At 72.5% G+C, this 26,064-nt stretch carries 22 protein-coding genes; 12 read left to right on the top strand and 10 right to left on the bottom strand.

Annotated elements, in window-relative coordinates; all coding sequences use genetic code 11:
• Positions 1 to 31: 31 nt before the first annotated feature.
• Together ACH35V_RS38305 and ACH35V_RS38310 are read right to left on the bottom strand one after the other, a co-directional pair.
• Positions 32 to 979 carry a TIGR03619 family F420-dependent LLM class oxidoreductase gene (locus ACH35V_RS38305; RefSeq protein WP_395979782.1) on the bottom strand — a complete coding sequence of 316 codons (948 nt, stop codon included), beginning with the start codon at positions 977 to 979 and terminating at the stop codon, positions 32 to 34.
• A gap of 40 nt (positions 980 to 1,019) precedes the next feature.
• Positions 1,020 to 1,592, bottom strand: a complete 573-nt coding sequence (locus tag ACH35V_RS38310) for a MarR family winged helix-turn-helix transcriptional regulator (protein WP_395979783.1) — start codon at positions 1,590 to 1,592, stop codon at positions 1,020 to 1,022.
• A 161-nt stretch (positions 1,593 to 1,753) separates the two neighbouring features.
• Here ACH35V_RS38310 and ACH35V_RS38315 point away from each other — a divergent pair, with 161 nt between their 5' ends.
• On the top strand, positions 1,754 to 3,199 hold the full coding sequence (locus ACH35V_RS38315; protein WP_395979784.1) for an APC family permease: 1,446 nt from the start codon (positions 1,754 to 1,756) through the stop codon (positions 3,197 to 3,199).
• A 14-nt stretch (positions 3,200 to 3,213) separates the two neighbouring features.
• On the opposite strand, the gene ACH35V_RS38320 is transcribed toward ACH35V_RS38315, so the two are convergent.
• Entirely contained in the window at positions 3,214 to 3,999 is a 786-nt protein-coding gene (locus ACH35V_RS38320; RefSeq protein ID WP_395979785.1) for an acetoacetate decarboxylase family protein, read from the bottom strand.
• Between the two features lie 159 nt (positions 4,000 to 4,158).
• On the opposite strand from ACH35V_RS38320, the gene ACH35V_RS38325 reads away from it, so the two are divergent.
• Both ACH35V_RS38325 and ACH35V_RS38330 read left to right on the top strand, forming a co-directional pair.
• Entirely contained in the window at positions 4,159 to 5,499 is a 1,341-nt protein-coding gene (locus tag ACH35V_RS38325) for a glutamine synthetase family protein (protein WP_395979786.1), read from the top strand.
• A 22-nt stretch (positions 5,500 to 5,521) separates the two neighbouring features.
• The gene (locus ACH35V_RS38330) at positions 5,522 to 6,775 is read left to right on the top strand and encodes a cytochrome P450 (RefSeq protein WP_395979787.1); all 1,254 of its coding nucleotides are present in this window, start codon (positions 5,522 to 5,524) and stop codon (positions 6,773 to 6,775) included.
• Here ACH35V_RS38330 and ACH35V_RS38335 read toward each other — a convergent pair.
• Entirely contained in the window at positions 6,772 to 7,686 is a 915-nt protein-coding gene (locus ACH35V_RS38335; RefSeq protein ID WP_395979788.1) for a hypothetical protein, read from the bottom strand. The two genes, ACH35V_RS38330 and ACH35V_RS38335, sit on opposite strands and share 4 nt — an antisense overlap.
• Positions 7,687 to 7,768: 82 nt before the next feature.
• Positions 7,769 to 8,773, bottom strand: a complete 1,005-nt coding sequence (locus ACH35V_RS38340; protein WP_395979789.1) for a sigma-70 family RNA polymerase sigma factor — start codon at positions 8,771 to 8,773, stop codon at positions 7,769 to 7,771.
• 133 nt (positions 8,774 to 8,906) lie between these two features.
• Between ACH35V_RS38340 and ACH35V_RS38345 the strand changes: the two genes are divergently transcribed.
• Positions 8,907 to 10,334 (top strand): MFS transporter, encoded by a 1,428-nt coding sequence (locus ACH35V_RS38345; protein ID WP_395979790.1) that lies wholly within the window; start codon positions 8,907 to 8,909, stop codon positions 10,332 to 10,334.
• Positions 10,318 to 11,367: an alpha/beta hydrolase gene (locus ACH35V_RS38350; protein ID WP_395979791.1), complete on the top strand. Its 1,050-nt coding sequence runs from the start codon at positions 10,318 to 10,320 to the stop codon at positions 11,365 to 11,367. Before ACH35V_RS38345 ends, ACH35V_RS38350 begins: the two co-directional genes overlap by 17 nt.
• 10 nt (positions 11,368 to 11,377) lie before the next feature.
• On the opposite strand, the gene ACH35V_RS38355 is transcribed toward ACH35V_RS38350, so the two are convergent.
• A complete protein-coding gene (locus ACH35V_RS38355) occupies positions 11,378 to 12,805 on the bottom strand; it encodes an aldehyde dehydrogenase family protein (protein WP_395979792.1) in 1,428 nt (475 codons plus the stop codon).
• A 4-nt stretch (positions 12,806 to 12,809) separates the two neighbouring features.
• A complete protein-coding gene (locus tag ACH35V_RS38360) occupies positions 12,810 to 14,291 on the bottom strand; it encodes a PucR family transcriptional regulator (RefSeq protein WP_395979793.1) in 1,482 nt (493 codons plus the stop codon).
• 91 nt (positions 14,292 to 14,382) lie between these two features.
• Here ACH35V_RS38360 and gabT point away from each other — a divergent pair, with 91 nt between their 5' ends.
• The 7 genes from gabT to ACH35V_RS38395 all read left to right on the top strand — a co-directional run bounded on the left by gabT (position 14,383) and on the right by ACH35V_RS38395 (position 22,872).
• Complete coding sequence (gabT, locus tag ACH35V_RS38365; protein ID WP_395979794.1) at positions 14,383 to 15,744, top strand: 4-aminobutyrate--2-oxoglutarate transaminase; 1,362 nt, start codon at positions 14,383 to 14,385, stop codon at positions 15,742 to 15,744.
• Positions 15,745 to 15,928: 184 nt separating this feature from the next.
• Positions 15,929 to 17,653 carry an amidohydrolase gene (locus ACH35V_RS38370; RefSeq protein WP_395979795.1) on the top strand — a complete coding sequence of 575 codons (1,725 nt, stop codon included), beginning with the start codon at positions 15,929 to 15,931 and terminating at the stop codon, positions 17,651 to 17,653.
• 1 nt (position 17,654) lies between these two features.
• Complete coding sequence (locus ACH35V_RS38375) at positions 17,655 to 18,836, top strand: ABC transporter substrate-binding protein (protein ID WP_395979796.1); 1,182 nt, start codon at positions 17,655 to 17,657, stop codon at positions 18,834 to 18,836.
• Positions 18,829 to 19,686 (top strand): branched-chain amino acid ABC transporter permease, encoded by an 858-nt coding sequence (locus tag ACH35V_RS38380; protein WP_395979797.1) that lies wholly within the window; start codon positions 18,829 to 18,831, stop codon positions 19,684 to 19,686. Before ACH35V_RS38375 ends, ACH35V_RS38380 begins: the two co-directional genes overlap by 8 nt.
• Positions 19,673 to 21,370 (top strand): ATP-binding cassette domain-containing protein, encoded by a 1,698-nt coding sequence (locus ACH35V_RS38385; protein WP_395979798.1) that lies wholly within the window; start codon positions 19,673 to 19,675, stop codon positions 21,368 to 21,370. The genes ACH35V_RS38380 and ACH35V_RS38385 overlap by 14 nt, the downstream gene beginning before the upstream one ends.
• Positions 21,367 to 22,071 carry an ABC transporter ATP-binding protein gene (locus ACH35V_RS38390; protein ID WP_395979799.1) on the top strand — a complete coding sequence of 235 codons (705 nt, stop codon included), beginning with the start codon at positions 21,367 to 21,369 and terminating at the stop codon, positions 22,069 to 22,071. Before ACH35V_RS38385 ends, ACH35V_RS38390 begins: the two co-directional genes overlap by 4 nt.
• A gap of 9 nt (positions 22,072 to 22,080) precedes the next feature.
• Positions 22,081 to 22,872 carry an SDR family NAD(P)-dependent oxidoreductase gene (locus tag ACH35V_RS38395; RefSeq protein ID WP_395979800.1) on the top strand — a complete coding sequence of 264 codons (792 nt, stop codon included), beginning with the start codon at positions 22,081 to 22,083 and terminating at the stop codon, positions 22,870 to 22,872.
• On the opposite strand, the gene ACH35V_RS38400 is transcribed toward ACH35V_RS38395, so the two are convergent.
• The 3 genes from ACH35V_RS38400 to ACH35V_RS38410 all read right to left on the bottom strand — a co-directional run bounded on the left by ACH35V_RS38400 (position 22,859) and on the right by ACH35V_RS38410 (position 26,027).
• The gene (locus ACH35V_RS38400) at positions 22,859 to 23,854 is read right to left on the bottom strand and encodes an LLM class flavin-dependent oxidoreductase (protein ID WP_395979801.1); all 996 of its coding nucleotides are present in this window, start codon (positions 23,852 to 23,854) and stop codon (positions 22,859 to 22,861) included. The genes ACH35V_RS38395 and ACH35V_RS38400 overlap by 14 nt on opposite strands.
• Before the next feature lie 54 nt (positions 23,855 to 23,908).
• Positions 23,909 to 24,220 (bottom strand): hypothetical protein, encoded by a 312-nt coding sequence (locus tag ACH35V_RS38405; protein ID WP_395979802.1) that lies wholly within the window; start codon positions 24,218 to 24,220, stop codon positions 23,909 to 23,911.
• 103 nt (positions 24,221 to 24,323) lie between these two features.
• A complete protein-coding gene (locus ACH35V_RS38410) occupies positions 24,324 to 26,027 on the bottom strand; it encodes an ExeM/NucH family extracellular endonuclease (RefSeq protein WP_395979803.1) in 1,704 nt (567 codons plus the stop codon).
• Positions 26,028 to 26,064: the final 37 nt, after the last annotated feature.

Raw genomic sequence — 26,064 nt, forward strand, 5'->3', positions numbered from 1 at the left:
GCGGACAGCCCTCAGAACGTCAGGGCGCGCGTCAGGACGTCAGGGCGTCGGCGCGGCGGACGACCTCGCGGCAGAACGCGCCGACGCCGTCCGGGTCGTCGGTGAACTGGGACGGCTTGATGCAGAACGTCGTGAAGCCCTGTTCGAGCTGCGACGGGATGCTCTCCAGCGCCGGTTCGAGCGGGGACACCGAGTCGTCGTCGGGGAACACGGGACGGCAGCCGCCGATCATCTCCAGGTCGGCGGCGTCCCGTCCGGCGGCGGCCATCGCGGCGCCGAGGCGTTCCAGCTCTTCCGGCGTGGGGCGTCCCAGCGGGTGGAAGCCGTGCCCGTACTTCACGATCCGGTCGAGGAGCCGGTCGTGGAGGTGCTGCCCGCCGAGCCACATGCGCGGCCCGTCCGGACGGTACGCGCGGGGCTCGAAGTAGACGTCCTCGAAGGAGAAGTGCGCGCCGCTGTAGGAGACGGGGGAGCCGCGCCACAGCAGGTCCCAGATCTCCAGCTGCTCGTCGAGGATCCTGCCGCGCTTCCCGAACGGGACGCCCAGCGCCGCGTACTCGTCCCGGCTCCAGCTCACGGTCGGCTGGACGACGAGCCGCCCCTCCGACAGCAGGTCGAGCGTGCCGATGTCGCGGGCCAGCGCGAGGGGGTGCCGCAGCGGCGCGAGGACGGCCGCCGCCGCCAGCCTGATCCGCGTCGTGACGGACGCGATCGCGCCGAGCAGCATCAGCGAGCCTGGCCACGGGGTGAACGGGTCCTGGTTGCCGGGGTAGGCGTAGTCGCGCGGGTTGCCCATCACGCCCTTCTCGCCCGCGTCGGGGCCGAGCACGATGTGCTCGCTGACCATGACGGCGTCGAAGCCGGCGTCCTCGGCCTCGCGCGCCCACCGGACGAGGGTCGGCAGGTCGCGGCCGGTGGTGAGGGTCCAGTTCTCGCTGAGCACGAGCACGAAGCGCGGCGAGCGCGGCGTTGGCGTCATCCCGGCATCGTATGGGCCCAAACGAAACCCCGGCAAGGGGTCAGGTGCGGGAGCGGCGGCCCGAGCGGCGCGGCGGCGGGGGCGACTCGGCCCGCAGCGAGGCGCGCCGCCCGTCGCCCTCCTCCTCCAGGTGCTCGATGATCGACCGGAGCGTCTGCGCGAGGCCCCGGTTGTCGTCGCCGGTCAGCCCCTCCACCACGAACGCCTCCTCGGCGTTGAACGCCGGGAACAGGCTCCGCATCAGGTCCTGGCCCTTGACGGTGAGCCGGAGCAGGACGAGCCGCCCGTCCGTGGCGTGCGAGCCGCGCTCGATCAGGCCGCGCCCCTCCAGCGTCTTGACGACCCCGGTGAGCGTCCCCTTGGAGATCCCCGCCTCCTCGGCGACGTGGCGCGTCTCCATCTCGTCCCAGATCCACACCACCCACAGGACGACGAACGCGGTCCAGGTCAGGTCGGCGCCGCGCAGCACCGAGCTCTCGAAGTGCTGCCGGATCGCCGCGGCCGCCCGGTAGATGTTGGAGACCGCCATCATCGCGTCGTGCCGCAGCGGGACGTCGCCGAGCCGCCGCTGGATGGCCTGCTCGGTCTCTTGCAGTGTGTGGTGCCCGGTCACGGTGCGTCCTCCAAGGGGCCCGGCGCTGATGACCCTGTCACGGGCCGAAATGCGAATCTACCCTTGTCGGACGCCGTCCGACTCCGTACGATCCTCGCGACCCATTATTCGTGCGGACCCAAACGATACTCCGCGGGCCCGCTCCGGCAATGGAGCCGCGCATGGCGATCCCCGAAGACGTCGCGTCCACCCCGTCCGCCGGAACCGGCCGGCGCCGCATCGGCGCCCCCGAGATCGTGTTCTTCGTGGTCGCCGCGTCGGCCCCGCTGACCGTGGCCGCGGGCGGCCTCCCGACCTCGTTCGCCGTCACCGGCGTCGTCGGGATCCCGCTGCTGTACGTGGTGCTGGCGGTGCTCCTGACCGTCTTCACCGGCGGGTACGCGGCCATGAGCCGGTCCATCGCCAACGCCGGGGCCTTCTACTCCTACGTGACCAACGGGCTCGGGCGGGTCGCCGGGGTCGGCACCGCGTTCGTCGCCCTCATCTCCTACAACACGATGCAGATCGGGCTGTACGGGCTGTTCGGGTTCACCACGGCCGACTTCCTCAAGGCCAAGCTGAGCATCGACCTGCCCTGGTGGACGGTCGCGCTCGGCGGCGTCGCCGTCGTCTCCGTCCTCGGGTTCCGGCGCGTCGACCTGAACGCCCGCGTCCTCGGCGTGCTGCTGGCGGTCGAGTTCCTGACCGTCCTGGTCTTCGACCTCGCGCAGCTCGCGGACGCCCCGTCCGGCGTCTCGGCGACCTCGCTCGGCTGGGACGCCGCGACGTCCGGCGCGGTCGGCGCCGCGTTCTGCTTCGCGATGGCGAGCTTCATGGGCTTCGAGGCCGCCGCCCTCTACAGCGAGGAATGCCGCGACCCGCGCCGGACGGTCGGCCGCGCCACCTACGTGGCGGTCGCCGTCATCGGCGTGTTCTACGCGTTCACCGCCTGGGCGATGACGGTCGGCGCGGGGTCGTCCGAGATCGTCGGACGCGCGCAGAAGGACGGGCCCGCGCTCGTCTTCGTCCTGTCCGAGGAGCATGTCGGCGCGCTGTTCGCCGACCTGGCGCAGCTCTTCCTCGTGACGAGCCTGTTCGCGGCCCTGCTGTCGTTCCACAACGCGGTGGCGCGGTACTTCTTCTCGCTGGGACGCGAAGGCGTCCTGCCCTCGCCGTTGAGCCGGACGCACGACCGGCACGGCTCGCCGCACATCGGGTCGCTGACGCAGACCGCCCTCGCCGTCGTGGTCGTGATCGCCTTCGCCTTCTCCGGCAAGGATCCCGTCCTGACGCTCTTCAACTGGTTCACGAACCTGGGCGCGCTCGGCGTGATCCTGCTGCTGACGGTGACGTCGGCCGCCGTGGTGGCCTACTTCGCCCGCGACCGGCGGGGCGAGAACGCCTGGAACAGGCTGATCGCGCCCGCCATCGCGTGCCTGGGGCTGGGCGCCGTCTTCGTCACCAGCCTGCTCAACTTCGACGCCCTTCTCGGAGCGGAGAAGGGGTCGGCGCTGACGTGGGTGCTGCCCGGGCTCATCTTCGGGGCCGCGATTCTGGGCGTGGTGTTCGCCCTGTATCTGCGGAGTGCCCGTCCGGCCGCCTACGCCCGCATCGGCAGCGGCGGCTGAGTGCGCGGGGCGGGTCAGGCGAGGTGGCGGCCGCCGTTCCAGATGACGCCGACCTGGCGGTAGTAGGCGGCGATGGGCTCCTCGACCGTCAGCAGCGACAGCTCCTCGGTCGGGGCGTCGTAGAGCGTCAGGTCGGCCTCGCCCCGCCACGCCCGGCCCGCCTCGAAGCCGGCCGCGCCCGACTCGACCAGCTCGTCCAGCGCCGGGGCCCGGCCGGGCTCGATGGACGGCAGGTAGCGGTGGTGCGCCATGGGGTGCCCGTTGACGAAGCCGTTCGTCTCGGACGGCTCCCGCAACGTCACCACGGCCTCGGCGAGGCGGCGGTCGGCGGCGGCCAGCGTGGCCCCGAAGCGGCTTCCCGCGGCCAGGCGCGGGGCGGGGCCGTACGGGTGGGGACGCGTCTGGTGGATGGAGCCCAGCTTCTTCGGATAGCCCTGGTGCAGCCCGCGGGCGATCGCGAAGTCCTTGTCGACCCAGATGTAGACGCAGCGGGAGTACGTCCGTCCCTCGAAGGAGCAGCGGACGACGACGAAGCACTCCTTGTACTGCGCGCGGACCGGGTCGAGCAGTTCCTCGCCGGACTCCGAGCACGACTGCCAGTCGGCCCAGATGATCGCGACCGCGCCGGGGTCGTCGGCGGCGGGGGAGAGCGGCTCGGGGAGCAGCTCGGCGACGCGCGCGGGATCCGTGCGGTACTCGACGGTGAGCAGGTCGCCCGAGTAGTGCCACGGCGGGCTCGGGATCAGCGACGAGCGTCCCGTCGCGGTCTTGGGGTGCAGGAAGCCTCGGACGGTCGCCACCACGTTCCTCCCGGCGGATTGTTTGGGCCCGTACGATAGTGCCTCGCGTGCGGAATCGCCACTCCGACCCCTGGCGATCAGGGGGTTCCCGCGTGGAGTGTTGTCAGGAGTGTCCGTCCGCCATATGGTTTGAGGCCAAATGAGTTTGAGGGAGTGCGCGTGAGCCGACCGGTCGAGGACGTGGTGAGGGAACTGGCCGCCGACGGGATCGACGTGGTCCGGGTGTCCTACCCCGACCTGATCGGCGTCGAACGGGCGCGGGACGTGCTCGTCGAGCGGCTGCCCGCCGCCGTCGACCACGGCCTGTCGTTCTGCCGGGCCGTCTACCACACGACCCCGGGCGGTGAGACCGTCGAGGTCCCCGGCGGCATGGACGCCGGGCTCCCCGACATCTGCGTCCGCCCCGACCTGTCGACCCTGGCGAAGATCCCGTGGGAGGACGGCGTCGCGTCCTGCCTGGGCGAGGCGTACGAGCCCGCGAGCGACGACCTCTGCCCCGAAGGGCCCCGCGAGGTGCTGCGCCGCGCCATCGCCAAGCTGGGCGAGCTGGGGATCCAGGCCGTCGCCGGGCCCGAGTTCGAGTACTACCTGTGCGAACGCGACCCGTCCTCGCCCATGGGCTGGCGCCGGTACGCCGACGCGCCCGGCAACGTCTACACCTCCGGACGCAAGGGCGACCCAGACGGCCACGTCCTGCGGACCCTCCGGCACCTGCGCGACCTCGGCCTCGGCGTGACCATGGGCAACCACGAGTTCGGCGGCGGCCAGTTCGAGATCAACCTCGACCACTCGGCCGCGCTCGACGCCGCCGACCGCGCGTTCCGGTTCAAGTCGTCCGTCCAGGAGATCGCGCAGAGCGAGGGGCGGCTCGCCACGTTCATGGCCAAGCCGTTCAACGACCAGGACGGGTCCGGCTTCCACGTCCACCTGTCGTGCCTGGACGCCGAGGGCCGCAACGTCTTCGAGGGGTCCGAGGGCGACGGCCTGTCCGAGACCGCGCACCACGCCATCGCCGGGGTCCTGGAGCACGCGCCCGCGCTCGCCGCGCTGCTCAACCCGACGATCAACTCCTACAAGCGGTTCGGCCCCGACAGCCTCGCCCCCTGGCTGATCGACTGGGGGCTGGACAACCGCAGCGCGATGGTCCGGATCCCGCCGGAGCGCGGTGCCGCGTCCAGGCTCGAAGTCCGGCTCGGGGACGCCAGCGCCAACCCCTACCTGGGGATCGCGGGCCTGATCGCCGCCGTCTACCTGGGCCTGCGGGACAAGGCGTCCGCGCCGCCGCCGCTGGAGGGCTACGGCTACGACTCCGCCAAGTCCCCCGTCCTGCCCGGCGACCTGTCCGCCGCGCTCGACGCCCTCGCCGCCGACGAGGCGCTGAAAGACGTGCTCGGCGAGCAGTTCGTCACCGCCTTCCTCGCCTACAAGCGGGACGAGGTCGCGCGCTTCCGCCGCCACGTCACCGACTGGGAGTTCCGCGAGTACGCGTACCACCTCTGAAAGGCCCCCCGAAGGAGATCCGTTGCCGAACGAGACGCTGGCCGTCGACCTCGCCGACCTCGACAACTTCATGGACGACGAGACCCCCTGGCGGATGTTCGAGGCGCTGCGCGGCGCCGAGCCCGTCCACTGGAATCCCGAGCCGGACGGCGGCGGCGGCTTCTGGTCCCTCACCCGGCACGCCGACATCGTGGCCGCCGACCGCGACTCCGCGACGTTCACCTCCGAGAAGTTCGTCAACCTGGAGGAGGTGGACGAGCGCCAGGCCGGGATCCGCCGCTCCATGCTGGAGATGGACGGGCCCCGGCACCTCGCGATGCGGCGGCTGCTGTCACGCGAGTTCACGCCCCGCGCCATCGCCGGATACGCCACGTTCCTGCGCGGCCTGACCGCCCGCACCCTCGACGCCGCGCTCGCCGAGGGCGCGTTCGACTTCGTCGAGGAGATCGCCGCCGACTTCCCGATCAACGTGCTGGCCCGCATGCTGGACGTCCCGGACGGCGACACCCGCCGCCTCATCGACTGGGGCAACCGGATCATCGCCAACACCGACCCCGAGTACGCCGACGTCCTGCTGCACAGCGCGGAGAGCGAGCGGTACCGCGACCTGCCGTTCCGCAGCCCCGCGTCGCTGGAGGTCTTCGAGTACGGGCGCGAGCTCGCCGCCCGGCGGCGCGGCGGCGAGGGCACCGACCTCATCAGCCGCCTGGTCAACCAGACCCCGATGGACGGCGAGCCCCTCTCCGACCGCGACTTCGACAACTACTTCCTGCTGCTCGTCGTCGCCGGGAACGAGACCACCCGGCACGCCATCACCCACGCGATGCGCGCCCTGATCGACCATCCCGACCAGGCCGAACGCCTCCGCGCCGATCCCAGCCTGATGCCCACGGCCGTCGAGGAGTTCCTGCGCTGGGCCTCGCCCGTCTACCACTTCCGCCGCACCGCGACCCGCGACACGGAGGTGAACGGGACGCTGATCAGCGAGGGCGACAAGGTCGTGCTGTGGTTCGCGTCCGGCAACCGGGACGAGGCCGTCTTCGCCGACCCGCACCGCTTCGACGTCACCCGCAGCCCGAACGACCACATCTCGTTCGGCAAGGGCGGCCCCCACTACTGCCTGGGCGCCGCCCTCGCCCGCCTGGAGATGCGGATCATGTTCGAGGAACTGCTGCCGCGCCTCGCCGACATCCGTCTCGCCGGGGACGTCCGGCGCGTCCGCTCCAATTTCGTCAACGGCATCAAGCAGATGCCGGTGGCCGTCACCCTGGCCTAGGCGTAGGGGTCGGCCGACTCCAGCGCGAGCGAGCGGACCTGGACCAGGTCGGCGTCGGTGTAGCCGGCCGGAAGCTCGATGCCGAGCGCCTGGAAGAGGTCGCGGATCTCGTCCGGGGTCGGGACGCCGCTCAGCTGCATGCCCTTCACCGACTGCAGCGGCAGCCGCTTGGCCTGCTGGAAGCTGACGTGCAGCTCCGAGTCCCAGACCAGGTACGACGGCGTGCCGCTGTTGATCACGAGCGCGGGGAACTCCGGCCCCCGCTGGGTGAAGATCAGGCAGCTCGACGACAGCTCGTAGCGCAGCAGCGAGTAGGCGGAGGAGAGCCGGACGTCGATGTCGAGGAGCTCGTAGTCCTGCTGGTGCCAGCACGCGGCCAGGATCGTGGCGAACAGCTCGCGGCGCGTCTCCTCGACCGTCCACGACTGCTCCGGGCTGTCCGGGCCCGTCGCGAGCCGCTGGTGCAGGCGCACGAACTGGTGGCACAGGTCCGGGTTCATGGGGTCCAGGATCTCCAGCCGGAACTCCAGCCTGCGCCGCCGCGGCTTGGCCCACGACACGCACTCCGGCAGCGTGACCGCGCGGATGTAGGCGCCGGTGGCGCCGCGGAAGACCCAGCGGTCCGTCTCGCGCCGCGCCTCGGTCAGGACGCGGTTGCACTCGTGACCGCTGATGACGCGCACGTCCATCTGCTTCTGCAGCGCCTTCACCGACTGCTGGACCTCGTCGCCGCGGGTGTCGCTCCGGACGCGGTCGCGCAGCAGGACGAGGGCGACGACGGCCAGGGTCGCCATGGTGGCGCTCTGCACGACCTTCGTGGAGGCGACCCCCGCGACGTCCAGGCCGAGGATGGCGACCGCGAGGACGAACGCCACGGCGACGTCGACGTAGCCCATCAGCAACTTCCACACGCGCTGCATCCACCGCTCCCGTCACGCCCAGCGACCCCGCCGCGACGATCTTAGCCATGGCCGCGAGGAGGCCAGAAGCCTTTCAGGGAAGGGGTTCCGCTTCCGCGAGCACGAGAGGGAGGTCGAAGTAGGCGAACAGCTCCTCGTCGATGAAGCTCGAAATGTGGGTGATGCCGGAGCGGGTGACCGTGAGCACCTGAATGGAGTGCGCGCGCAGGACGCCGTCGTCGCGCCGGATGTACATGCCGAAGGCGGGCTGGCCGTTCGCGACGGCGGGCACGAGCCGGGTGCCGCCGGGGACGCGTGCCAACCGGTCGCCGAGGAGCCGGGCGATGGCGTCCCGTCCGGAGAACCAGTGCGGGACGGGCGGCATCTCCCAGGACGCCTGCTCGGTGAGCAGCCGGGTGATCGCCGGGATGTCGACCGCCTCGAAGGCCCTGGCGAACCGGTCGAGGAGCTCGCGCCGCACCGGGTCGTCCGGCTCGGTGATCTCGTCGCTGGCCGGGACGAGCCGCTCCAGCCGGGCGCGGGCGCGCAGCAGCGTGCTGTTCACCCCCGCGCCGGTCATGTCGAGCATCTCCGCGACGTCGGCCGCGGGCCAGGCCAGCACGTCGCGCAGGATCACCACGGCCCGCTGTTTGCCCGGCAGGTACTGCAGCGCGGCGATCAGCGCCAGCCGCAGCCCGGCCCGCGACGCCACGATCGCGGCCGGGTCGTCCGGCGCGCGGCCGGTCAGCCGTTCGGAGAACGGCTCCAGCCAGGTCACCTCGGGTGCGCGCATGCCGGGCGGCGGCGGATCGTCCGACGGCGAGGCGAGCCCGGACGGCATCACCCGCCGGCTGCTGTGCTGCAAGGCGTTCAGGCACGTGTTGGTCGCGATCCGGTACAGCCACGTCCGCAGCGACGCCCTGCCGTCGAACGCGCCGTACGAGCGCCACGCGCGCAGATAGACCTCCTGGACCAGGTCCTCGGCGTCGTGGACCGAGCCGAGCATGCGGTAGCAGTAGGCCAGCAGTTCGCGCCGGAACGGGTCGGTCAGCCGCGCGAACTCCTCGGCCCCGGTGTTTCTCTCATCGGTCTTCGTCAAGACGCACCTCCCCATGTACTGACAGCCGGCGGCTGCGGAAGTCGTCGGCCCTCCTCCGCTGAATTTCACGGCCTGGCCGGTTTGTACAGGTGACCGGTGAAACACGTTCACCCGAGAACCCGGAGGACCGCGCATGGCGCAGAGGACACGCGGCTGGCTGCTCGGCCTGACCGCGGCGGCGTCGCTGATGGTGGCGCTGGACGCGACGGTGGTGGCGACCGCGCTGACCAGCATCCGGCAGGACCTGTCCGCCACCCTCGAACAGCTCGAATGGACGGTGAACGCCTACAACCTGACCTTCGCCGCGCTGCTGATGACCGGGGCCGCGCTCGGCGACCGGCTCGGACGCAGGCGGATGTTCGCCGCCGGGCTGGGACTGTTCACGGTCGCGTCGGCGGCGTGCGCGCTGGCCCCCGGGATCGGCTGGCTGATCGCGGCCCGCGCCGTCCAGGGCGGCGGGGCGGCGCTGGTGATGCCGCTGGCGATGGCGCTGCTCAGCAACGGGTTCCCGCCCGAGCGGCGCGCCAAGGCGCTGGGGATCTTCGCCGGGCTGACCGGCCTGGCGGTGGTGGCCGGGCCCGTGGTCGGCGGGATCGTCACCGAGGGGCTGGCCTGGCAGTGGATCTTCTGGCTCAACGTGCCGATCGGCCTTGCCGTCATCCCGCTGGTGCTGCGGCGCGTCCCGGAGAGCCGGGGGGAGGGGGCTTCCTTCGACGTCGGCGGCGTCGTGCTGGTGACCGGCGGCGCGCTGGGGCTCGTCTGGGGCCTGATCCGCTCCGGCCCCGCCGGCTGGGACGCGTACGAGGTGGTCGGCTCGCTGGTGGCCGGGGCGGTGCTGCTGGCGGGGTTCGTGGCGTGGGAACTGCGCGTCCGGCAGCCGATGGTGCCGATGCGGCTGCTGCGCTCGCGCGGCTTCTCCGCGGGCAACGCGGCCGGGCTCTTCATGTACGCGTCGCTGTACGGGTCGCTGTTCTTCATGACCCAGTTCCTCCAGGCGGGCCTGGGGAAGGGACCGCTGGCCACCGGGCTGCACCTCGTCCCGTGGACGGCGACGGTGACCGTGGTGGCGCCGGTCGCGGGCGCGCTGGTGAACCGCGTCGGGTCCCGCGCCCTCACCTCCGCCGGGCTGGCGATGCAGGCCGCCGGGATGGGGTGGATCGGGCTCGTCGCCGATCCGTCGATGGCGTACTGGCAGCTCATCGCGCCGATGATCCTCGCGGGCGCCGGGGTCAGCATGGCGATGCCCGCCGCGCAGACGTCCGTCATCAACGCGGTCGCGCCGCCGGAGATCGGCAAGGCGTCGGGCGTCTTCAACACCGTGCGGCAGTTCGCCGGGGTGTTCGGGGTGGCGATCCTCGCGGCGGTGTTCGCCGCCGAGGGCGGCTACGGCACGGCGCAGACCTTCGCCGACGGCTTCGCCCCCGCCATCGCGGTGAGCGGCGCGCTGTCCCTGGCCGGTGCGCTCGCCGGGCTCCTCATCCCCCGGGCGGCAGGGACGGCCGGGGGCGGACGCTACGATCGCCGCAGCGCCCCCCGGAGGAAATATGCCGCGATTGAGTGAGATGGTGCCGCCCCCGGTCACGAAGGGCCTGCTGCGCGCGGTGTTCGGGTTGCCCGGGCCGGTCAAACGGCTGATCACCGGGGCCCCCGTGCGGCGGGACGGCCAGCGGCTCGACCTGGACGCCCAGCTCCTCCTGCTGATGACGCGGCTGGAGGGCGGGCGCCTGGGGGCGCCCACGGTGGAGGAGGCGCGGCGCGGTCTCCAGCGCGGGCAGAGCTATCTCGACCGGGTGCCCGCACGTCCGGTACGGACGCGGGACGTCGACGCGAACGGCGTCCCGGCGCGGCTCTACACCCCGAAGGGCCTGCCGGAAGGGTCGCCGCTGCTCGTCTTCTACCACGGCGGCGGATGGGTCATCGGCGACCTCGACACGCACGACACGGTGTGCCGCTACCTGGCCGTCCACGCCGAGGTGCGGGTGCTGTCGGCGGCCTACCGGCTCGCCCCCGAGCACCCATATCCAGCGGCGACGGACGACGCGCTGACCGCCTACGAGTACGCGGTGGCCAACGCCGGAAACCTGGACGCCGACCCGGCGGCCATCGCGGTCAGCGGCGACAGCGCGGGCGGCAACCTCGCGGCCGTCGTCGGAGTGCTCGCCGAGCGCAAGCCCGATTTCGCGCTGCTGTTCTATCCGGCCACCGACATGACGGCAAGGCGGCGGTCGCGGGAGCTGTTCGGGGACGGCTTCTACCTGACCGACGACGACATGACGTGGTTCAGCGGCCACTACTGCCCGGACGAGGAACGGCGCGCCGACCCGGCCGCGTCCCCGCTGCTCGCCGAAGACCTGACCGCGTTCCCGGCGACGTACCTGGTCACGGCCGGATTCGACCCGCTGCGGGACGAGGGCGAGGCGTTCGCGCGGCGGCTGGAGGAGGCCGGGGTGCCGGTCGCGCTGCGCCGCCAGGACGACCTCTTCCACGGCTTCACGAACATGTGGTCGCTGGGCGGACGGTTCCAGGAGGCGATGTCCGAAGCGGCCGGGGCCCTGCGCACCGGACTGTACGCAGGGCCCCGCCAGCGGAGTTAGAGCGCCGAGGCTAGAGCGGCAGACCCGTGAGGATCATGACCTTCTCCTCGGTGTAGTCGGCCATCGCGGAGCGCAGCCCCTCGCGTCCGACGCCCGAGTCCTTCACGCCGCCGTACGGCATCTGGTCGGCCCGGTAGGACGGGACGTCGCCGATCACGACGCCGCCGACCTCCAGCTCGCGGTGCGCGCGGAACGCGATGTCGAGGTTCCGCGTGAACACGCCCGCCTGGAGCCCGAACTTGGAGTCGTTGACCAGGGCGAACGCCTCGTCCACGCCGTCCACCGGCTGGACGAGCATGACCGGGCCGAAGACCTCCTCGCGGGACACCTTGGCGTCGGCGGGCACGTCCGCCAGCACCGTGGGCGCGTACGCGGCGCCCTCGCGGGTGCCGCCGGTCAGGACCTTCGCGCCCGCGGCGGCGGCCTCGTCCACCCAGGACTCGACGCGCTCGGCGGCCTCCTCGCTGACGAGCGGCCCGACCTGGGTCTTGTCGTCCCATGGGTCGCCGGTGACGAGGGAGCCGACGGTCTCGACGAGCTTCGGGACGAACTCGTCGTAGACGGAGCGGTCCACGTAGACGCGCTGGACGGCGATGCAGCTCTGCCCGGCCTGGTAGTTGGAGAACAGGCCGATCCGCTTGGCGGCCCAGTCGAGGTCGGCGTCCGGCAGGACGACCGCCGCGCCGTTCCCGCCCAGTTCGAGCGTGACGTGCTTGCGCGGCGCCCGGTCGTTGATCGCCCAGCCGACGGGCACGGACCCGGTGAACGACACGATCGGCAGGCGCGGGTCGTCCACCAGCGCGGACGCCCGGTCGTTCGGCACCGTCAGGACGGAGAACATCCCGGCGGGCAGGTCGGTCTCGGCGAGCAGCTCGCCGAGCAGCAGCGCGGACAGCGGCGTCGCCGGGGCGGGCTTGAGCACGATCGGCGTCCCGGCCGCGATCGCCGGGGCGATCTTGTGGGCGGCGAGGTTCAGCGGGAAGTTGAACGGCGAGATGCCGAGCACCGGGCCCTTCGGGACGCGGGTGATGTAGGCCATCCGGCCCTCGGCGGCCGGGTCGGTGTCGAGCCGCTGCGTGGTGGCGCTGAAGCGGCGGGCCTCCTCGGCGGCGAACCGGAACGTGGAGATCGCGCGGGTCACCTCGCCGCGCGCCCACAGCAGCGGCTTGCCGTTCTCGCCGGTGATCAGCCGGGCGACCTCCTCGGCCCGCGCGGCGAGCCGCGCGGACACGTGCGCGAGCGCCTCGGCCCGCACGTGCAGGGGCAGCGCCGCCGCCTTCGCGCGGATCGCGTGCGCCGCGGCGACGGCCTCCTCCACCTGCCCGGGGGTCGGGACGGCGGCCGTCCCGACCACGCGGCCGTCATAGGGATGCGTAACGGTCAGCTCGCCGTCACCGGTCTCGGGCCGGCCGGCCAGCCAGAATGGGGTCACGTTCATGACTTCACGCTATCCCCGGCGGGCGCGTATGCGAGTCTCCGCGGTGTCCAATCCGGTCGTCCGGATTGGACGTGATGGAGAGCGCGATCCACAGTTCGGCGCGGACGGCGGGGTCGTCCGGGTCACGTCCGAGGACCTCGGCGGCCTTGCGCATCCGCGACCGGAGCGTGTGCCGGTGGACGCCGAGCGCCCGCGCCGCCGCCTCGCCCTGCCCGTTGGCCGCCACATACGCCCGGACGGTCTCGACCAGATCCTCTTCCCGGAGCGGCGCGAGGAGCGTGTCGGCGAAGGCGTGCGCGAGGCCGGGCTCCAGGAGCCGCAGGACGCCCTGCCCGGGAAGCGCGGAGTAGTGGACGGCGTCCTGGTGCGACCGGACGGCCGCCGCCAGCGCCTCCTCGGCCTGCCGGAGCGCGGTTCCGAGATCGTTCGCGGCGGGATCGGACACCCCCACCGGGCCGAGGGCCGCGAGCAGCGGCTCGACGGCGCCGATCACCTCGTCCGGGACGATCACGGCGGCGTGCCCGTCGAGCGGCAGCGTCAGGCACCGCGCCCCGGCGGGGTCGGACTCCAGGACGTCGAGCACGGCGGGCCCGCCCGCGCAGGCCAGCACCCGCACCCGCCCGCGCGGCAGCGCGGGCGCGTCGCCGGGACGTCCGAGCAGTAGCGCCGCGAGCGAGGCCCGTAGGTCGCGGCCGGTCCGCGGCGTCTCCGACTGGAGGGTCAGCAGCGCGACGGCCGCGCCGACGATCGTGTGCGCGACGTGGGGGAGCGGCGCGCGTGTCCCGACGGCGAGGAAGCCGCGCGGGCGCCCGCCCAGCCCGATCCGCTGGACGACGATGTGATCGTCCGGCACGGCAAGCGCCACGCTCGCCGCCCCGCCCCCGTCCGCCGGACGGCCCCGCCGCAGCCGCGCCAGCTCAGGCGCGATGGCCTCGGCGCGGCCGCGGGCGGCGGCGGGCTCGGCGTGCTGGACGGCCCCCGACGCGTCCAGCAGCAGCGCCCACCCGCCGAGCAGCCGCGCCAGCCGCGCGACGAGCGCGCCGGGACCGGTGAGCGCGGCGCGGGTCAGCTCGCGCTGCGCCTGGAACGCGCGGGTCACGTCCTCGTACATCTCGGCGGCGAGCATCCGCGAGACGGCCTTGCCGATGGCGATGAACGGGGTCGGGCGCGGCACCTCCAGCAGGACGAGCCCCTGGTCCCGCGCCGCCGTGATCAGCTCGGGCGGGACGTCGTCGTGGATGACGCCGACCGCGAACCCGAGCCCGGCGACGCCCCGTCCGACCAGGCGGGACACGTAACCGGCGGCGTTCGCCCCGCTCAGCCGCATGCCCGTGGTGAGGACGAGCTCGCCGCCCTCCAGGAACGGCGTCGGGTCCTCCAGTTCGCTGACGGCGACCCACATGACCAGGGCGTCCGGCAGCGGTCCGGTGAGCGACCGGAGGCCGAGCTGCGGGAGGGCGGCCACGGAGGCCAGAGTGGGCGGCATCGCAATCCCTGTGCAAAGTGTCTATCCCAAGGGGCGGATTTCGCCGTCCCGTACGGTTCATCGTAGGCGGCGACCGGCCTATGTTCAGGCCATGACCAGCCAGGACCTTGCCCCGAACGCACCCGGCACGCGCCTCCCGCAGGAGCGACGCGTCGTGACCGAGATCCCCGGCCCGCGCTCCCGGGAGCTGCAGAAGCGCCGGACGGCGGCCGTCCCGCCGGGCGTCGGCAGCGTGCTGCCGGTGTACGTGACGGACGCGGACGGCGGCGTGGTCGTCGACGCGGACGGCAACTCGCTGATCGACTTCGGCTCCGGCATCGCGGTCACCGGCGTGGGCAACGCCAACCCGCGGGTCGCGGCGCGGGTGAAGGCGCAGGCGGACCGGTTCACCCACACCTGCTTCATGGTCGCGCCGTACGAGTCGTACGTCGCGGTGTGCGAGAACCTCAACCGGATCACGCCCGGCGACCACGAGAAGCGCTCGTTCCTGGTGAACAGCGGCGCGGAGGCGGTGGAGAACGCCGTCAAGATCGCCCGGTACGCCACCGGGCGGGACGCGGTCGTCGTGTTCGACCACGGCTACCACGGCCGGACACTGCTGACGATGACGCTGACCGCGAAGAACATGCCGTACAAGCACGGGTTCGGCCCGTACGCGCCCGAGGTCTACCGGATGCCGCTGGCGTACCCGTTCCGCTGGCCGACCGGCCCGGAGAACTGCGGGCCCGAGGCGGCGGCGCAGGCGATCGACCAGATCAGCAAGCAGATCGGCGCGACGAACGTCGCCGCCGTGCTGATCGAGCCGATCCAGGGCGAGGGCGGGTTCATCGAGCCCGCGCCGGGCTTCCTGCCCGCGCTCGCCGAGTTCTGCCGCGCGAACGGCATCCTGTTCATCGCCGACGAGGTCCAGACCGGCTTCGCCCGGACGGGCGACATGTTCGCCTGCGAGCACGAGGGCATCGTCCCGGACATCGTCACGACGGCGAAGGGCATCGCGGGCGGGCTGCCGCTCGCCGGGGTCACCGGCCGCGCCGACATCATGGACAAGGTGCACGGCGGCGGGCTCGGCGGCACCTACGGCGGCAACCCGCTGGCCTGCGAGGCGGCGCTGGCCGTGCTGGAGGAGATCGAGGACGGCAAGCTCACCGAGCGCGCCCGCCGGATCGGGGAGATCATGCTGCCCCGGCTGCGCGCCCTCGCCGCCGGGCGGCCCGCGATCGGGGACGTCCGCGGCCGCGGCGCGATGATCGCGATCGAGCTGGTGCGGCCGGGCACGAAGGAGCCCGATCCCGAGCTGACCGCGCGGATCGCGGCGCGCTGCCACGAGCGGGGGCTGCTCGTGTTGACGACGGGCACGTACGGGAACGTCCTGCGGTTCCTGCCTCCGCTCGTCATCTCCGAGGAACTGCTCGCCGAGGGCCTGGACGTCCTTGAGGAGGCGTTCGCGGGCTGACCTGCGCGAACAACGGCCGCCGGCCCCCGATGGGGGTCGGCGGCTCCGGCATGCCCGGGTACCTGTGAACGGCGTCACTCCGTTACGCGTCCGTTATTGACCCTTCGTTATCGGGCCCCGTACGTTCGCAATACGTTTGGGCCCAAATTTTCACCCCCGAGGGGCGAGGGACGGAGTGCGAGGGATGGCTATGGACGCGACCCCGGACCTGGTACTGCTGGACGGCGAGGTCCTCACGGCCGACGCGGAGTTCTCCACGGCGCGGGCGCTCGCGATCACCGCCGGGACGATCACCGCGGTCGGCGGCACCGACGAGATCCGCGCGCTGGCCGGCCCGCGCACGCAGCTCGTCGACCTGCGCGGCCGCACCGCGCTCCCCGGCATCAACGACTCGCACCTGCACGGCGCCGCGTTCGGCACGACCCGCCCGCCGCTGGCGCTGGACGTCGCGTTCCCCACCGTCCGGTCGATCGCCGACATCCAGGAGTCGGTGAAGGCGGCCGCGTCCGCGACCCCGGAGGGCGAGTGGATCCGCGGCTACGGCTGGGACCCCGGCTACCTGTCCGAATGCGGCGGATCCGAACAGGGCGGTGGCGGCCGGATGCCCGACCGCGCCGACCTCGACGCCGTCGCCCCGAACCACCCCGTCTACCTCCAGGATTTCACCGGTCACCTCACCTGGGTCAACTCCCGCGCCCTCGAACTGGCCGGCGTCACGCGCGACACCGCCGTCCCCGAGGGCGGCGTGATCCACGCCGACGGCGCGGGCAACCCGACCGGCCTCCTCGCGGAGGGCGCGCAGGAGCTGATCCAGGGACGCCTGCCCGCCTACACCCGCGAGGAGATCGAGCAGGCCATCCGCGAGAACGTCGCCGTCCTGCACCGGGAGGGCATCACCAGCTACACCGAGCCGGGACTCGGCCCCGGCGGCAAGAGCCTGTTCGCGGGCGCGTCCGACCAGCTCACCCTGGACGTCTACGGCGACCTCGCCCGCGCCGGGGACCTCGGTGCCCGGGTCAGCGTCCTGCTGATGCTCCACGGCATGGGCGGCTCGGTCGCCGAGATCACCGAGGGCCTCGCGAGCGCCCGCGTCCCGGACGACGTCGACCCGCGCCTCCTCCGCGTCATCGGCGTCAAGCTCTTCGCCGACGGCACCCCGCCCAACAAGACGGCCTGGATGCGCGACGAGTACGCCGGAGGCGGCGGGTTCGGCTGCCTCTGCGTCCACGGCGCGACCGACGCGCACCGCACCACCGAGCTGAACGAGATGATCCGCCTCGCCCACATCGCCGGGCACCAGCTCGGCGTGCACGTCACCGGCGACCGCTCCCTCGACGCCGTCGTGGACGCGCTGGAGGCCGCGCAGATCCAGCACCCCCGCGACGATCCGCGGCACTACGTCATCCACGCCGACCTCCCGGGGCCGCAGAGCCTCCGCAAACTCGCCGAGCACGGCTTCGGCGCGAACATGAACCCGGCGATCAAATGGACGATCGTCGACATGCTGGCAGAGATGCTCGGCCCCGAACGGGCCGCCTACCAGTACCCCGTCCGCTCGGCGCTGGAGGCGGGGATCCCCGTCACCGCCAGCTCCGACGCCCCCGTCACCTACCCCAACTGGCGGCAGGGCATCGCGGCGATGATGCTGCGCGAGTCGAAGGCCAGCGGCCGCGTGTACGGGCCGGAGGAGTGCGTCGGGCTGCCCGACGCCGTCCGCGCGTACACCAGCAACGCCGCCTGGCAGGACTTCGCCGAGGACTGGAAGGGCACCCTCGAACCCGGCAGGGCCGCCGACGTCACCGTCCTCGACGGCACCATCACCTCGCTCGACCCGCACGACCTCCCGGACGTCCCCGTCGCGATGACCGTCTTCGACGGCGGGGTCGTCCACAGCACCGAAGGTCTCTGACATGCGAACTGCACATATCGCACGCATCCTCGCCGCCGCCGTCCTCGCCCTGCCCGTGGCCGCCTGCGGCTCCGGTTCCGGCGCCGGGTCCGACGGGCCGATCAACATCGGGTCGGTGTCGACGCTGAGCGGCCCGGTCACCTTCCCCGAGGCGTCGGCCGCGGCCAAGGCCGTGTTCGACGACGTCAACACCAAGGGCGGCATCAACGGGCGCAAGATCGCCTACACCGCCGCCGACGACAAGGGCGACCCGGCCAGCGCCGCGCTCGCCGCCCGCGACGTCATCCAGAACAAGAAGGCCGTCGCCCTCGCCGGCGGCGCCAGCCTGGTCGACTGCCAGGTCAACGGCCCGCTGTACCAGCAGAACAAGATCACCGACGTGCGCGGGATCGGGGTGGACCCGGGCTGCTTCAGCTCGCCGAACATCTCGCCGGTCAACACCGGCCCGTTCTTCGGCTCGACGGTGTCGCTGTACTACGCGTCCGAGACGCTGAAGCTGAACAAGATCTGCGCGTTCTTCGTCATCATCGGCAGCACCGCGAACGCCTACAAGGAGGGCGTCGACCGCTGGTCCAAGATCACCGGCAAGAAACTGCTGATCACCGACCTGAGCCTGTCGGCGAACACCACCGACTTCACCCCCTACATCCTGCGGGCGCGGGACGCGGGCTGCCAAGCGGTCCTGTTCAACGGCGTCGAGCCCATGGTGATCGGCTGGGTGAAGGCCGCGCAGGCGCAGAAGGTCAAGGGCATGAAGTGGCTGTTCCTCGCGCCCGCCTACAGCGTGGAGGTGGCGAAGGCGCTCGGTGGCGCCGGCAAGGACATCAACGCGCTGTCGGAGTTCGAGCCGTACACCGACGAGCAGTCCCCGGTCAACAAGGACTGGCGGGACACCATGACCCGGCACAAGCTGCCGCTCACCGCGTTCGCGCAGGGCGGGTACCTGTCCGCCCAGCACATGGTCACGGTGCTGCGCTCGATCAAGGGCGACATCACCCGCGAGTCCGTCACCGAGGCGATGAAGAACCTCAAGCCGCTGCCCTCGGAGATGACCGGCCTGCCGTTCGCGTTCGGCTCCGGCGACGCCCACGCCTCCAACCTCGCCGCCAAGTTCGTCCAGCCGGACGGCAAGGGCGGCTGGACCGTGCTCACCGACGACTGGATCAAACTGCCCAATGGTTGAGGGAGCGATCGCAGGACTCGCCGGCGGCGGCGCGTACGCCGCGCTCGGCCTCTGCCTGACGCTGATGTTCCGGCTGGTCAGGGTCGTCAACTTCGCGCAGGTCGCGATCGGCGTGATCGGCGTCTACACGATGGCGGCCCTGGCCGAGCACGGCTGGCCCTACGGCCTCGCCGCGCTCGCCGGGCTGCTCGCCGCGACGCTCTGCGCCGCCGTGCTCGGCTGGGTGATGGGCAGATGGTTCGGTGAGGCGGGCCCCGACCAGCGTTCCGCGATCTCGATCGCGTTCCTGGTCAGCCTGCTCGCCGTGTCCTACCTGGCGTTCGGGACGGACCCGCGCCGCATGCCCGGCCAGTTCGGCGGCTCGCTCTTCACCGTCAACGACATCACGATCACGCAGGCCGCGGCCGTGTGCACGGTCGGGTCGGTCGTGGTGGCGGCGGGGGCGTGGCTCGTCCTCACCCGGACGGTCCTCGGGCTGCGGCTCCGCGCGCTGTCGGAACGTCCGACGACCGCGGAGCTGCACGCCATCCCGTCCCGGCGGCTCGGCGTGCTGATGTGGGCGGTCACCGGGCTGCTGTCGGCGGCGGTGCTGCTGGTCATCGCGCCGCAGCAGACCAGCGACCAGACCTCGCTGGCCCTGATGATCATCCCCGCGGGGGCCGCCGCGCTCGTCGGCGGCTTCCGCAGCCTCGGCCTCACGGTCGCGGGCGGGCTCGGGCTCGGCGCGCTGCAGGGCGCGCTGGCGCACGTGTCCGAGCTGCAGCAGTACCGCGACACGGTGCCGTTCCTGGCGATCCTCGCCATCCTGATCTGGTCCCAGCGACGGGAGGTGTGGGATGTCGCGCGTTGATCTCACTGTTCTGAGGCAACCGGGCGCGGCCCTGCTGGTCGTCGTGGTCGCGGCGGTCGCCGTCCCGCAGTACTGGCTGTTCCTCGCGACGTCCGCGCTGGTGTCGGCGGTCGCGCTGCTCGGCCTCGGCATCGTCGGGCGCGCCGGCATGAACTCGCTGTGCCAGCTGTCGTTCGCCGCGGTCGGCGCCTGGACGGTCGCCCAGCTCAACGTGTGGCAGGCCCCCGGGACGCTCATCCTCTGGACGATCGCGGGCGGCGTCGTCGCGATGCCGTTCGGGATCCTGATCGGGCTTCCGGCGCTGCGGCTGCGCGGCGTGCACCTCGCCGTCGTCACGCTCGGGTTCGCCGCGGCGGCGGCCGTCGTCGTCTCCGCGGTCAACTTCCCCGGCGTCGACACCTACCAGCAGGTGCTGCGGCCCGCGTTCATCGCCACCGACCGGCAGTATTTCGTCTACGCGGGCCTGCTGTTCGTCGTGCTCGCGCTCGGCGTCGAATGGGTCGGACGCACCCGGATGGGCGCGGCGTGGCGGGCCGTCCGGTTCTCCGAGCGCGCCACCGCCGCCGCCGGGACGAGCGTCGCCCGCGCCAAGCTGTCGGCGTTCGCGCTCAGCGCGTTCGCGGCGGGCCTCGCGGGCGGGCTGCTCGCCGGGCAGGTCGGCATGATCACCGCGCAGAACTTCGGGGTGATCGCGTCGCTGGCGCTGTTCGTCGTCGCGGTGATGGCGGGCAGCGAGTACGTCTTCGGCGCGATGTTCGGCGGCTTCCTGATCATGTTCGTGCCGGAGTTCTTCCGCCGCGCCGGGATCTCGCAGGACTGGGCGAACGTGCTGTTCGGCGTCGGGGCCGTCCAGGCGCTGTCGCAGGGCAGCAGCATCATGGAGGGGCTGGCCCGGCGGCTGCGCGCGCGCCGTCCCGCCCCGGTGCCGCCGCCACGAGATCCGGCGGACGGAGGCACGCCGCCGCTCGGCACCGAGCCGCTGCTGAAGGCCGAAGGGCTCATCGTCCGGTTCGGGCAGGTCGCCGCGCTGCAGGACGTCGACCTCACCGTCCCCGAGGGCACCGTCATGGGCCTCATCGGGCCGAACGGCGCGGGCAAGTCGACCCTCACCGACGCGCTGTCCGGGTTCATCAGGGACGCCGCCGGGACCGTCGCGCTCGACGGCCGCAGCCTGGACGGGCTGCCCGTCCACCGCCGCGCCGCCGCCGGGCTGCGCCGCACCTTCCAGCAGGACCGCGTCCCGACCGGCCTCACCGTCGGCGCCTACCTGCGCTTTGCCGCGCACCGCACGGTCACCCGGGACGAGCTGGAGGACGTCCGCGACTTCCTCGGCTGCCCGTCGATGGAAGCGCACGTCCTCGACCTGGACGTCGGCAGCCGCCGCCTGCTGGAGGTGGCCGCGGCGATCCTCGCCCGGCCCAAGCTCATCGTGCTGGACGAGCCCGCCGCCGGACTAGCCCACGCCGAGTCGCTCGCGCTCGCCGACCGGCTCATCGAGGTCCCGGCCAGGTACGGCGCGTCCGTGCTGCTCATCGAGCACGACCTGGACATGGTCCGGCACGCCTGCGCGACGATCGTCGTCCTCGACGCGGGCGCCGTCATCGCCGCCGGGCCGCCCGCCGAGGTCCTCGCGAGACCCGAGGTGGCGCGCGCCTACCTGGGAGACGAGGTGGCCCTCACATGAAAGAGCTGAAACTGGAGGACGTGTCGGTCGGCCGGGGCGGCGCCCCGATCGTCCGGGACGTGACCCTGACCGTCACCGCCGGGGAGGTCACCGTCCTGCTCGGCCCGAACGGCGCCGGGAAGACGACCCTGCTCGAAGCGATCGCGGGCGTCCTGCCCATCACCGCCGGGAAGCTGACCGGGGACGGCGCCGACCTCACCGGCCTCGACCGGGTCACGCGGGCCAAGCGCGGCATCGCGCTCGTCGAGCAGGGCCGGACGGTCTTCAGCGGCCTCACCGTCGCGGAGAACCTGCGCGTCGCGCGGCGCGGCACCGGAGGCGACCGCGCCCTCGAGCTGTTCCCCGAGCTGACCAAGCGCATGGACGTCCAGGCCGGGCTGCTCTCCGGCGGCGAGCAGCAGATGGTGGTGCTGGCCCGCGCGCTGTCGATGTCGCCGTCCGTGCTGCTGGTCGACGAGATGTCCCTCGGCCTCGCGCCGGTGATCGTGAAGCGGCTGCTGCCCGCCGTCCGCGCCCTCGCGGACGGGGGCGCCGCGGTCCTGCTGGTCGAGCAGTTCGCGACGCTCGCCCTGGAGATCGGCGACACCGCGCACGTGCTGGCCGGCGGGCGGCTCACCCACAGCGGCCCGGCGGGCCCGCTGCGCAAGGCCCCCGACGTCCTGCACGCCGCCTATCTTGGTGAGCCTGCGGGCCACAGCTGAGGAGATGGAATGCAACGGGTTCTGATCGTCACCGGCGGGGGCAGCGGGATCGGCGCCGCCGTCGCCGCGGACGCGGCCGGACGCGGCGACGCGGTCGTGATCTGCGGGCGCCGCAAGGACGCGCTGGAGCGGGTCGCCGCCGCGACCGGGGCCGAGCCCCGCGCCTGCGACGTGTCCGACCCCGAGGCCGTCGCGGACCTGGTGTCCGGCGTCGTCGCCGCGCACGGCCGCCTCGACGGGATCGTCGCCAACGCGGGCGTCCTGCGCAACGGCGGCGTCCTCGACCTGTCGCCCGAGGACTGGGACATCACCGTCCAGACCAACCTGACCTCGGTGTTCCTGCTGGCCAAGGCCGCGCTGCCGCACCTGATCGAGACGAAGGGCTCGATCGTCGCGGTGTCGTCGGTGGCGTCGCTGCGCGTCCCGCTCGGCTGCGCCGCGTACGCCACGTCCAAGGCCGGTCTGACCATGCTGACCCAGACGATCGCGGTGGACTACGGGCCCCAGGGCGTTCGCGCCAACGTCGTGTGCCCCGGCTGGATCCGCACCGAGATGTCCGACATGGAGATGGGCTACTTCGGCGAGCCGCACGGCCTCGGCCCGGAAGAGGCCTACGACGAGGTCACGCGGCTCGTCCCGCAGGGCAGGGCCGGGACGTCCGAGGAGGCAGCGGCGGCGGTCATGTGGCTGCTCGGCCCGGAGGCGTCCTACGTGAACGGCGCCGTGCTGAGCGTGGACGGCGGCACCGCCCTGCCCGACCCCGGCACCATCCCGTTCAACTTCCAGGTCACACCCCGCTAGCCGCGAAACTCTCCTTGTAGAGGTCGGCGAGGATGTCGTAGGAGCGCAGCCGGTCGGCGTGGTCGTAGACCTGCGTCACCACCATGACCTCGTCCACGCCCGACCGTTCGATCAGCGCGTCCATCTGCGCCCGGACGGTCTCCGGCCCGCCGATGACCTGGTCGGCGAGCCGCGCGTCGATCATCTGCCGGTCCAGCGCCGTGTACGGGTAGGCCGCCGTCTCCGCCGGCGTCGGCAGCGGGCCGGGCGCGCCCCGCCGCAGCCGCAGGAAGGCCAGCGCCTGCGGCCGCGCCAGCTCCAGCGCCCGCACGTCGGTGCCGGCCGCCGTGACCGACACGCCGATCATCGAGTACGGCTCGTCCAGCGCGCCCGGACGGAACGACTCCCGGTACAGGTTCAGCGCGGGCACCGTGTTCTGCGCGCTGAAATGGTGCGCGAACGCGAACGGCAACCCGAGCAGCCCCGCCAGCCGCGCGCTGTATCCGCTGGACCCGAGCAGCCACACCGGCGGCTCGTTGCCCGCCGCCGGAGTCACCTTGCTGTCCGCGCTGAAATAGCCGCGCAGCTCTGCGACCTGCTCCGGGAAGTCGTCCACCGACAGGGCCTCGGGGGAGCGCCGCAGCGCCAGCGCGGTCGCCTGGTCGGTGCCTGGCGCGCGGCCGAGACCGAGGTCGATGCGTCCCGGATACAGCGCCTCCAGCGTCCCGAACTGCTCGGCGACCACCATCGGCGCGTGGTTCGGCAGCATCACCCCGCCCGACCCGACCCGCATCGCGGACGTCGCCGCCGCGACCTGCCCGATCAGCACGGCCGTCGCCGAACTCGCGATGCCGGGCATCGCGTGGTGCTCGGCCAGCCAGTACCGGTGGAACCCGAGCCGCTCGGCGTGCCGGGCCAGGTCGAGGGTGTTGCGCAGCGCCTGGCCGGACGTGGAGCCGCTGACGACGGGCGCGAGATCGAGGACGGAGAAGGAAACGCTCATAACGAGCGTCAACCCCCGACGTCCCTGTCCTCTTCCCGCCGCCCGGTCAACGCGCTACCTGAGCAGCGCGCCGAGCCCGACCACGGCCAAGGCGATGAGGGCGAGGCAGCCGGGAACAGCGATGCTGATCCACGACCAGTTCACCATCCTGCGCGCCCGCGCGGGATCTTCGGCGAACACGGTCTCGGACCGCGTGTAGAGCATCGCGGCGACCACGAGCAGCGGCAGGAAGGCGAACATGGTGAGGACGCCGAGGACGAACGCGGCCACCTGGCCGAACCGGGTGTAGGTCCCGTCCGCGCCGATGCCGAACGCGGTGCCGGGGGCGGGCGCGGGGACGGAGGCGGCGGAGACTGCTTCTGTCATGCGAGCACACCGATCACTAGCGAAAGTGATGTAGATCATACGCTTCGTGATCGTCCCGCGCGAGGGTCCCGCCGCCCTTTTCTTGGACGACCGGCCAACAGATTCAACGCAGCCGCAGCCCCAGCAGGACGGGGTCGTGGTCGGACGACCGGAACGCGTCCGGGCGGTAGAACCGGGCGGGGTTGAACTCGGTGTTGTAGTCGAGGAACACCGGCTCGTCGCTGTTGACGTGCCAGATCGTCGCGCCCGTCACGCGCCGCGAAAGCGCCCGTCCGGCCAGCACGTGATCCAGCTCGCCCGCCTGCCCCTCGAACACGTAGGAGTACCGCTCGCCCGGACGGACGAACCGTTCCGTCTGCCCGACGAGACCGGAGTCCGTCAGCACCTTCACCGGGTCCTCGGACGCGTAGGCGTTGAGGTCGCCGACGACCAGCGGGTTCTGCGCGCCGCCCGCGATCGCGCCGATCGCCTTGGCCTGCGCGACGCGCCGGGCGTTGTAGCAGCCCTGCCCGTCGCCCTGGTCCTTGTCCGGCCCCTGCGCGCCGTCGCAGCCCTTCGACTTGAAGTGGTTCACGATCACCGTGAAGGGCGTCGTGACGGGCGTCGTGCCGCGCGCGGGCCGGAACGTCTGCACCAGCGGAGGACGGTCGAAGACCGGGTCCTCCGAGGAGCGCGCCGCGCCCGCCGGTGTCACTTTCGCTGGCTTGTAGATGAGCGCGACATGGATCTCGTCCGTCCCGGGGAACGGGTGCCGCACCCAGGCATACGTCCCTGCACCCACGGCTTGGTTCAGCCGGTCGACGAGGGCCTTGACGGCGGTGTCGCCGTTGTTCTCGACCTCCATCAGCCCGACGACGTCGGCGTCCAGGCCCTTCAAGGCGGCGGTCAGCTTGGCGAGCTGCCGCTCCTGCTCCTCCGCCGTGTCCGCGCCGCGCTTGTTCAGCGTCGTGAACCAGTTCAGCGTGTTGAAGCTCGCGACGCGCACATCGCCGCCGACGTGCCGCGGCCTTGCCGGGCGCGGATTGGTGTTGGCGAAATGCGCGGTCCGGGTCGGCTCCAGCCGGTACTTGCCGAACCCGTAATTGAGGACGCCGGTCAGCCCGTACGTCGAGTCGCCGATCCGCAGGACGCGCGGGTCCGTGTACGGGATCGTCTCCGGGTTCTGGACGCTCGACGCGTCGTCCACGAGCAGCCTCGACGCGTCGTTGCGCTCCTGCGTCGAGCCGTGCCCGTCCGTCGGCTGGAAGAGGCGGCCGTCGGCGGAGACGGTGACCTCTCCGTACCGTCCGAGCGTGTAGGTCTCGGTCGCGGTGAGCCTCTGCTCGAACCGCAGCAGCATGCCCTCGTACCGTTCCAAGGTCGCGCCGTCCCGCAGCGGGAGCCGGACGCGCGCCGGAGCGATCCGGCTCCCTGCGCCGCACACGTCCACGGCGGAGACGGGCGACAGCTCGGTGAGCCCGTTGTACTCGACGGCCTTGCCCGTCACGAGCACCCGGTCGCCCACCGCGACCTCAGCGGTCGAGTAGACGAAGATCCCGTCGGACGTCGCCGGGTCCCGGTCGGGCGCCGGGTCCTGGACGAAGAAGCCCCTGAGCTGGTCGGAGCGCTGGAAGTCCGCGGTGACGACGCCCTCGACCCGGACGGTCCGGCCGTTCACCGGGCTCGCGTCACCGCCGCCCTGGACGTCGGCGATCCGATGATCGGCGGGGGTGTCGCAGGCGGACGGCTCCGCCGCGGCGGCCGCCGGAGCCCCGGCGGCGAGGCCGGCGGTCAGGACGGCCGCGAGTGCTGCTGCTGTTCGGCGCATGGCCGGAGAGTACGGTCGCGCACTCGGCGTCCCGCGA

This window comes from Actinomadura sp. 1N219, from assembly GCF_044326405.1.
Lineage (GTDB): Bacteria > Actinomycetota > Actinomycetes > Streptosporangiales > Streptosporangiaceae > Spirillospora.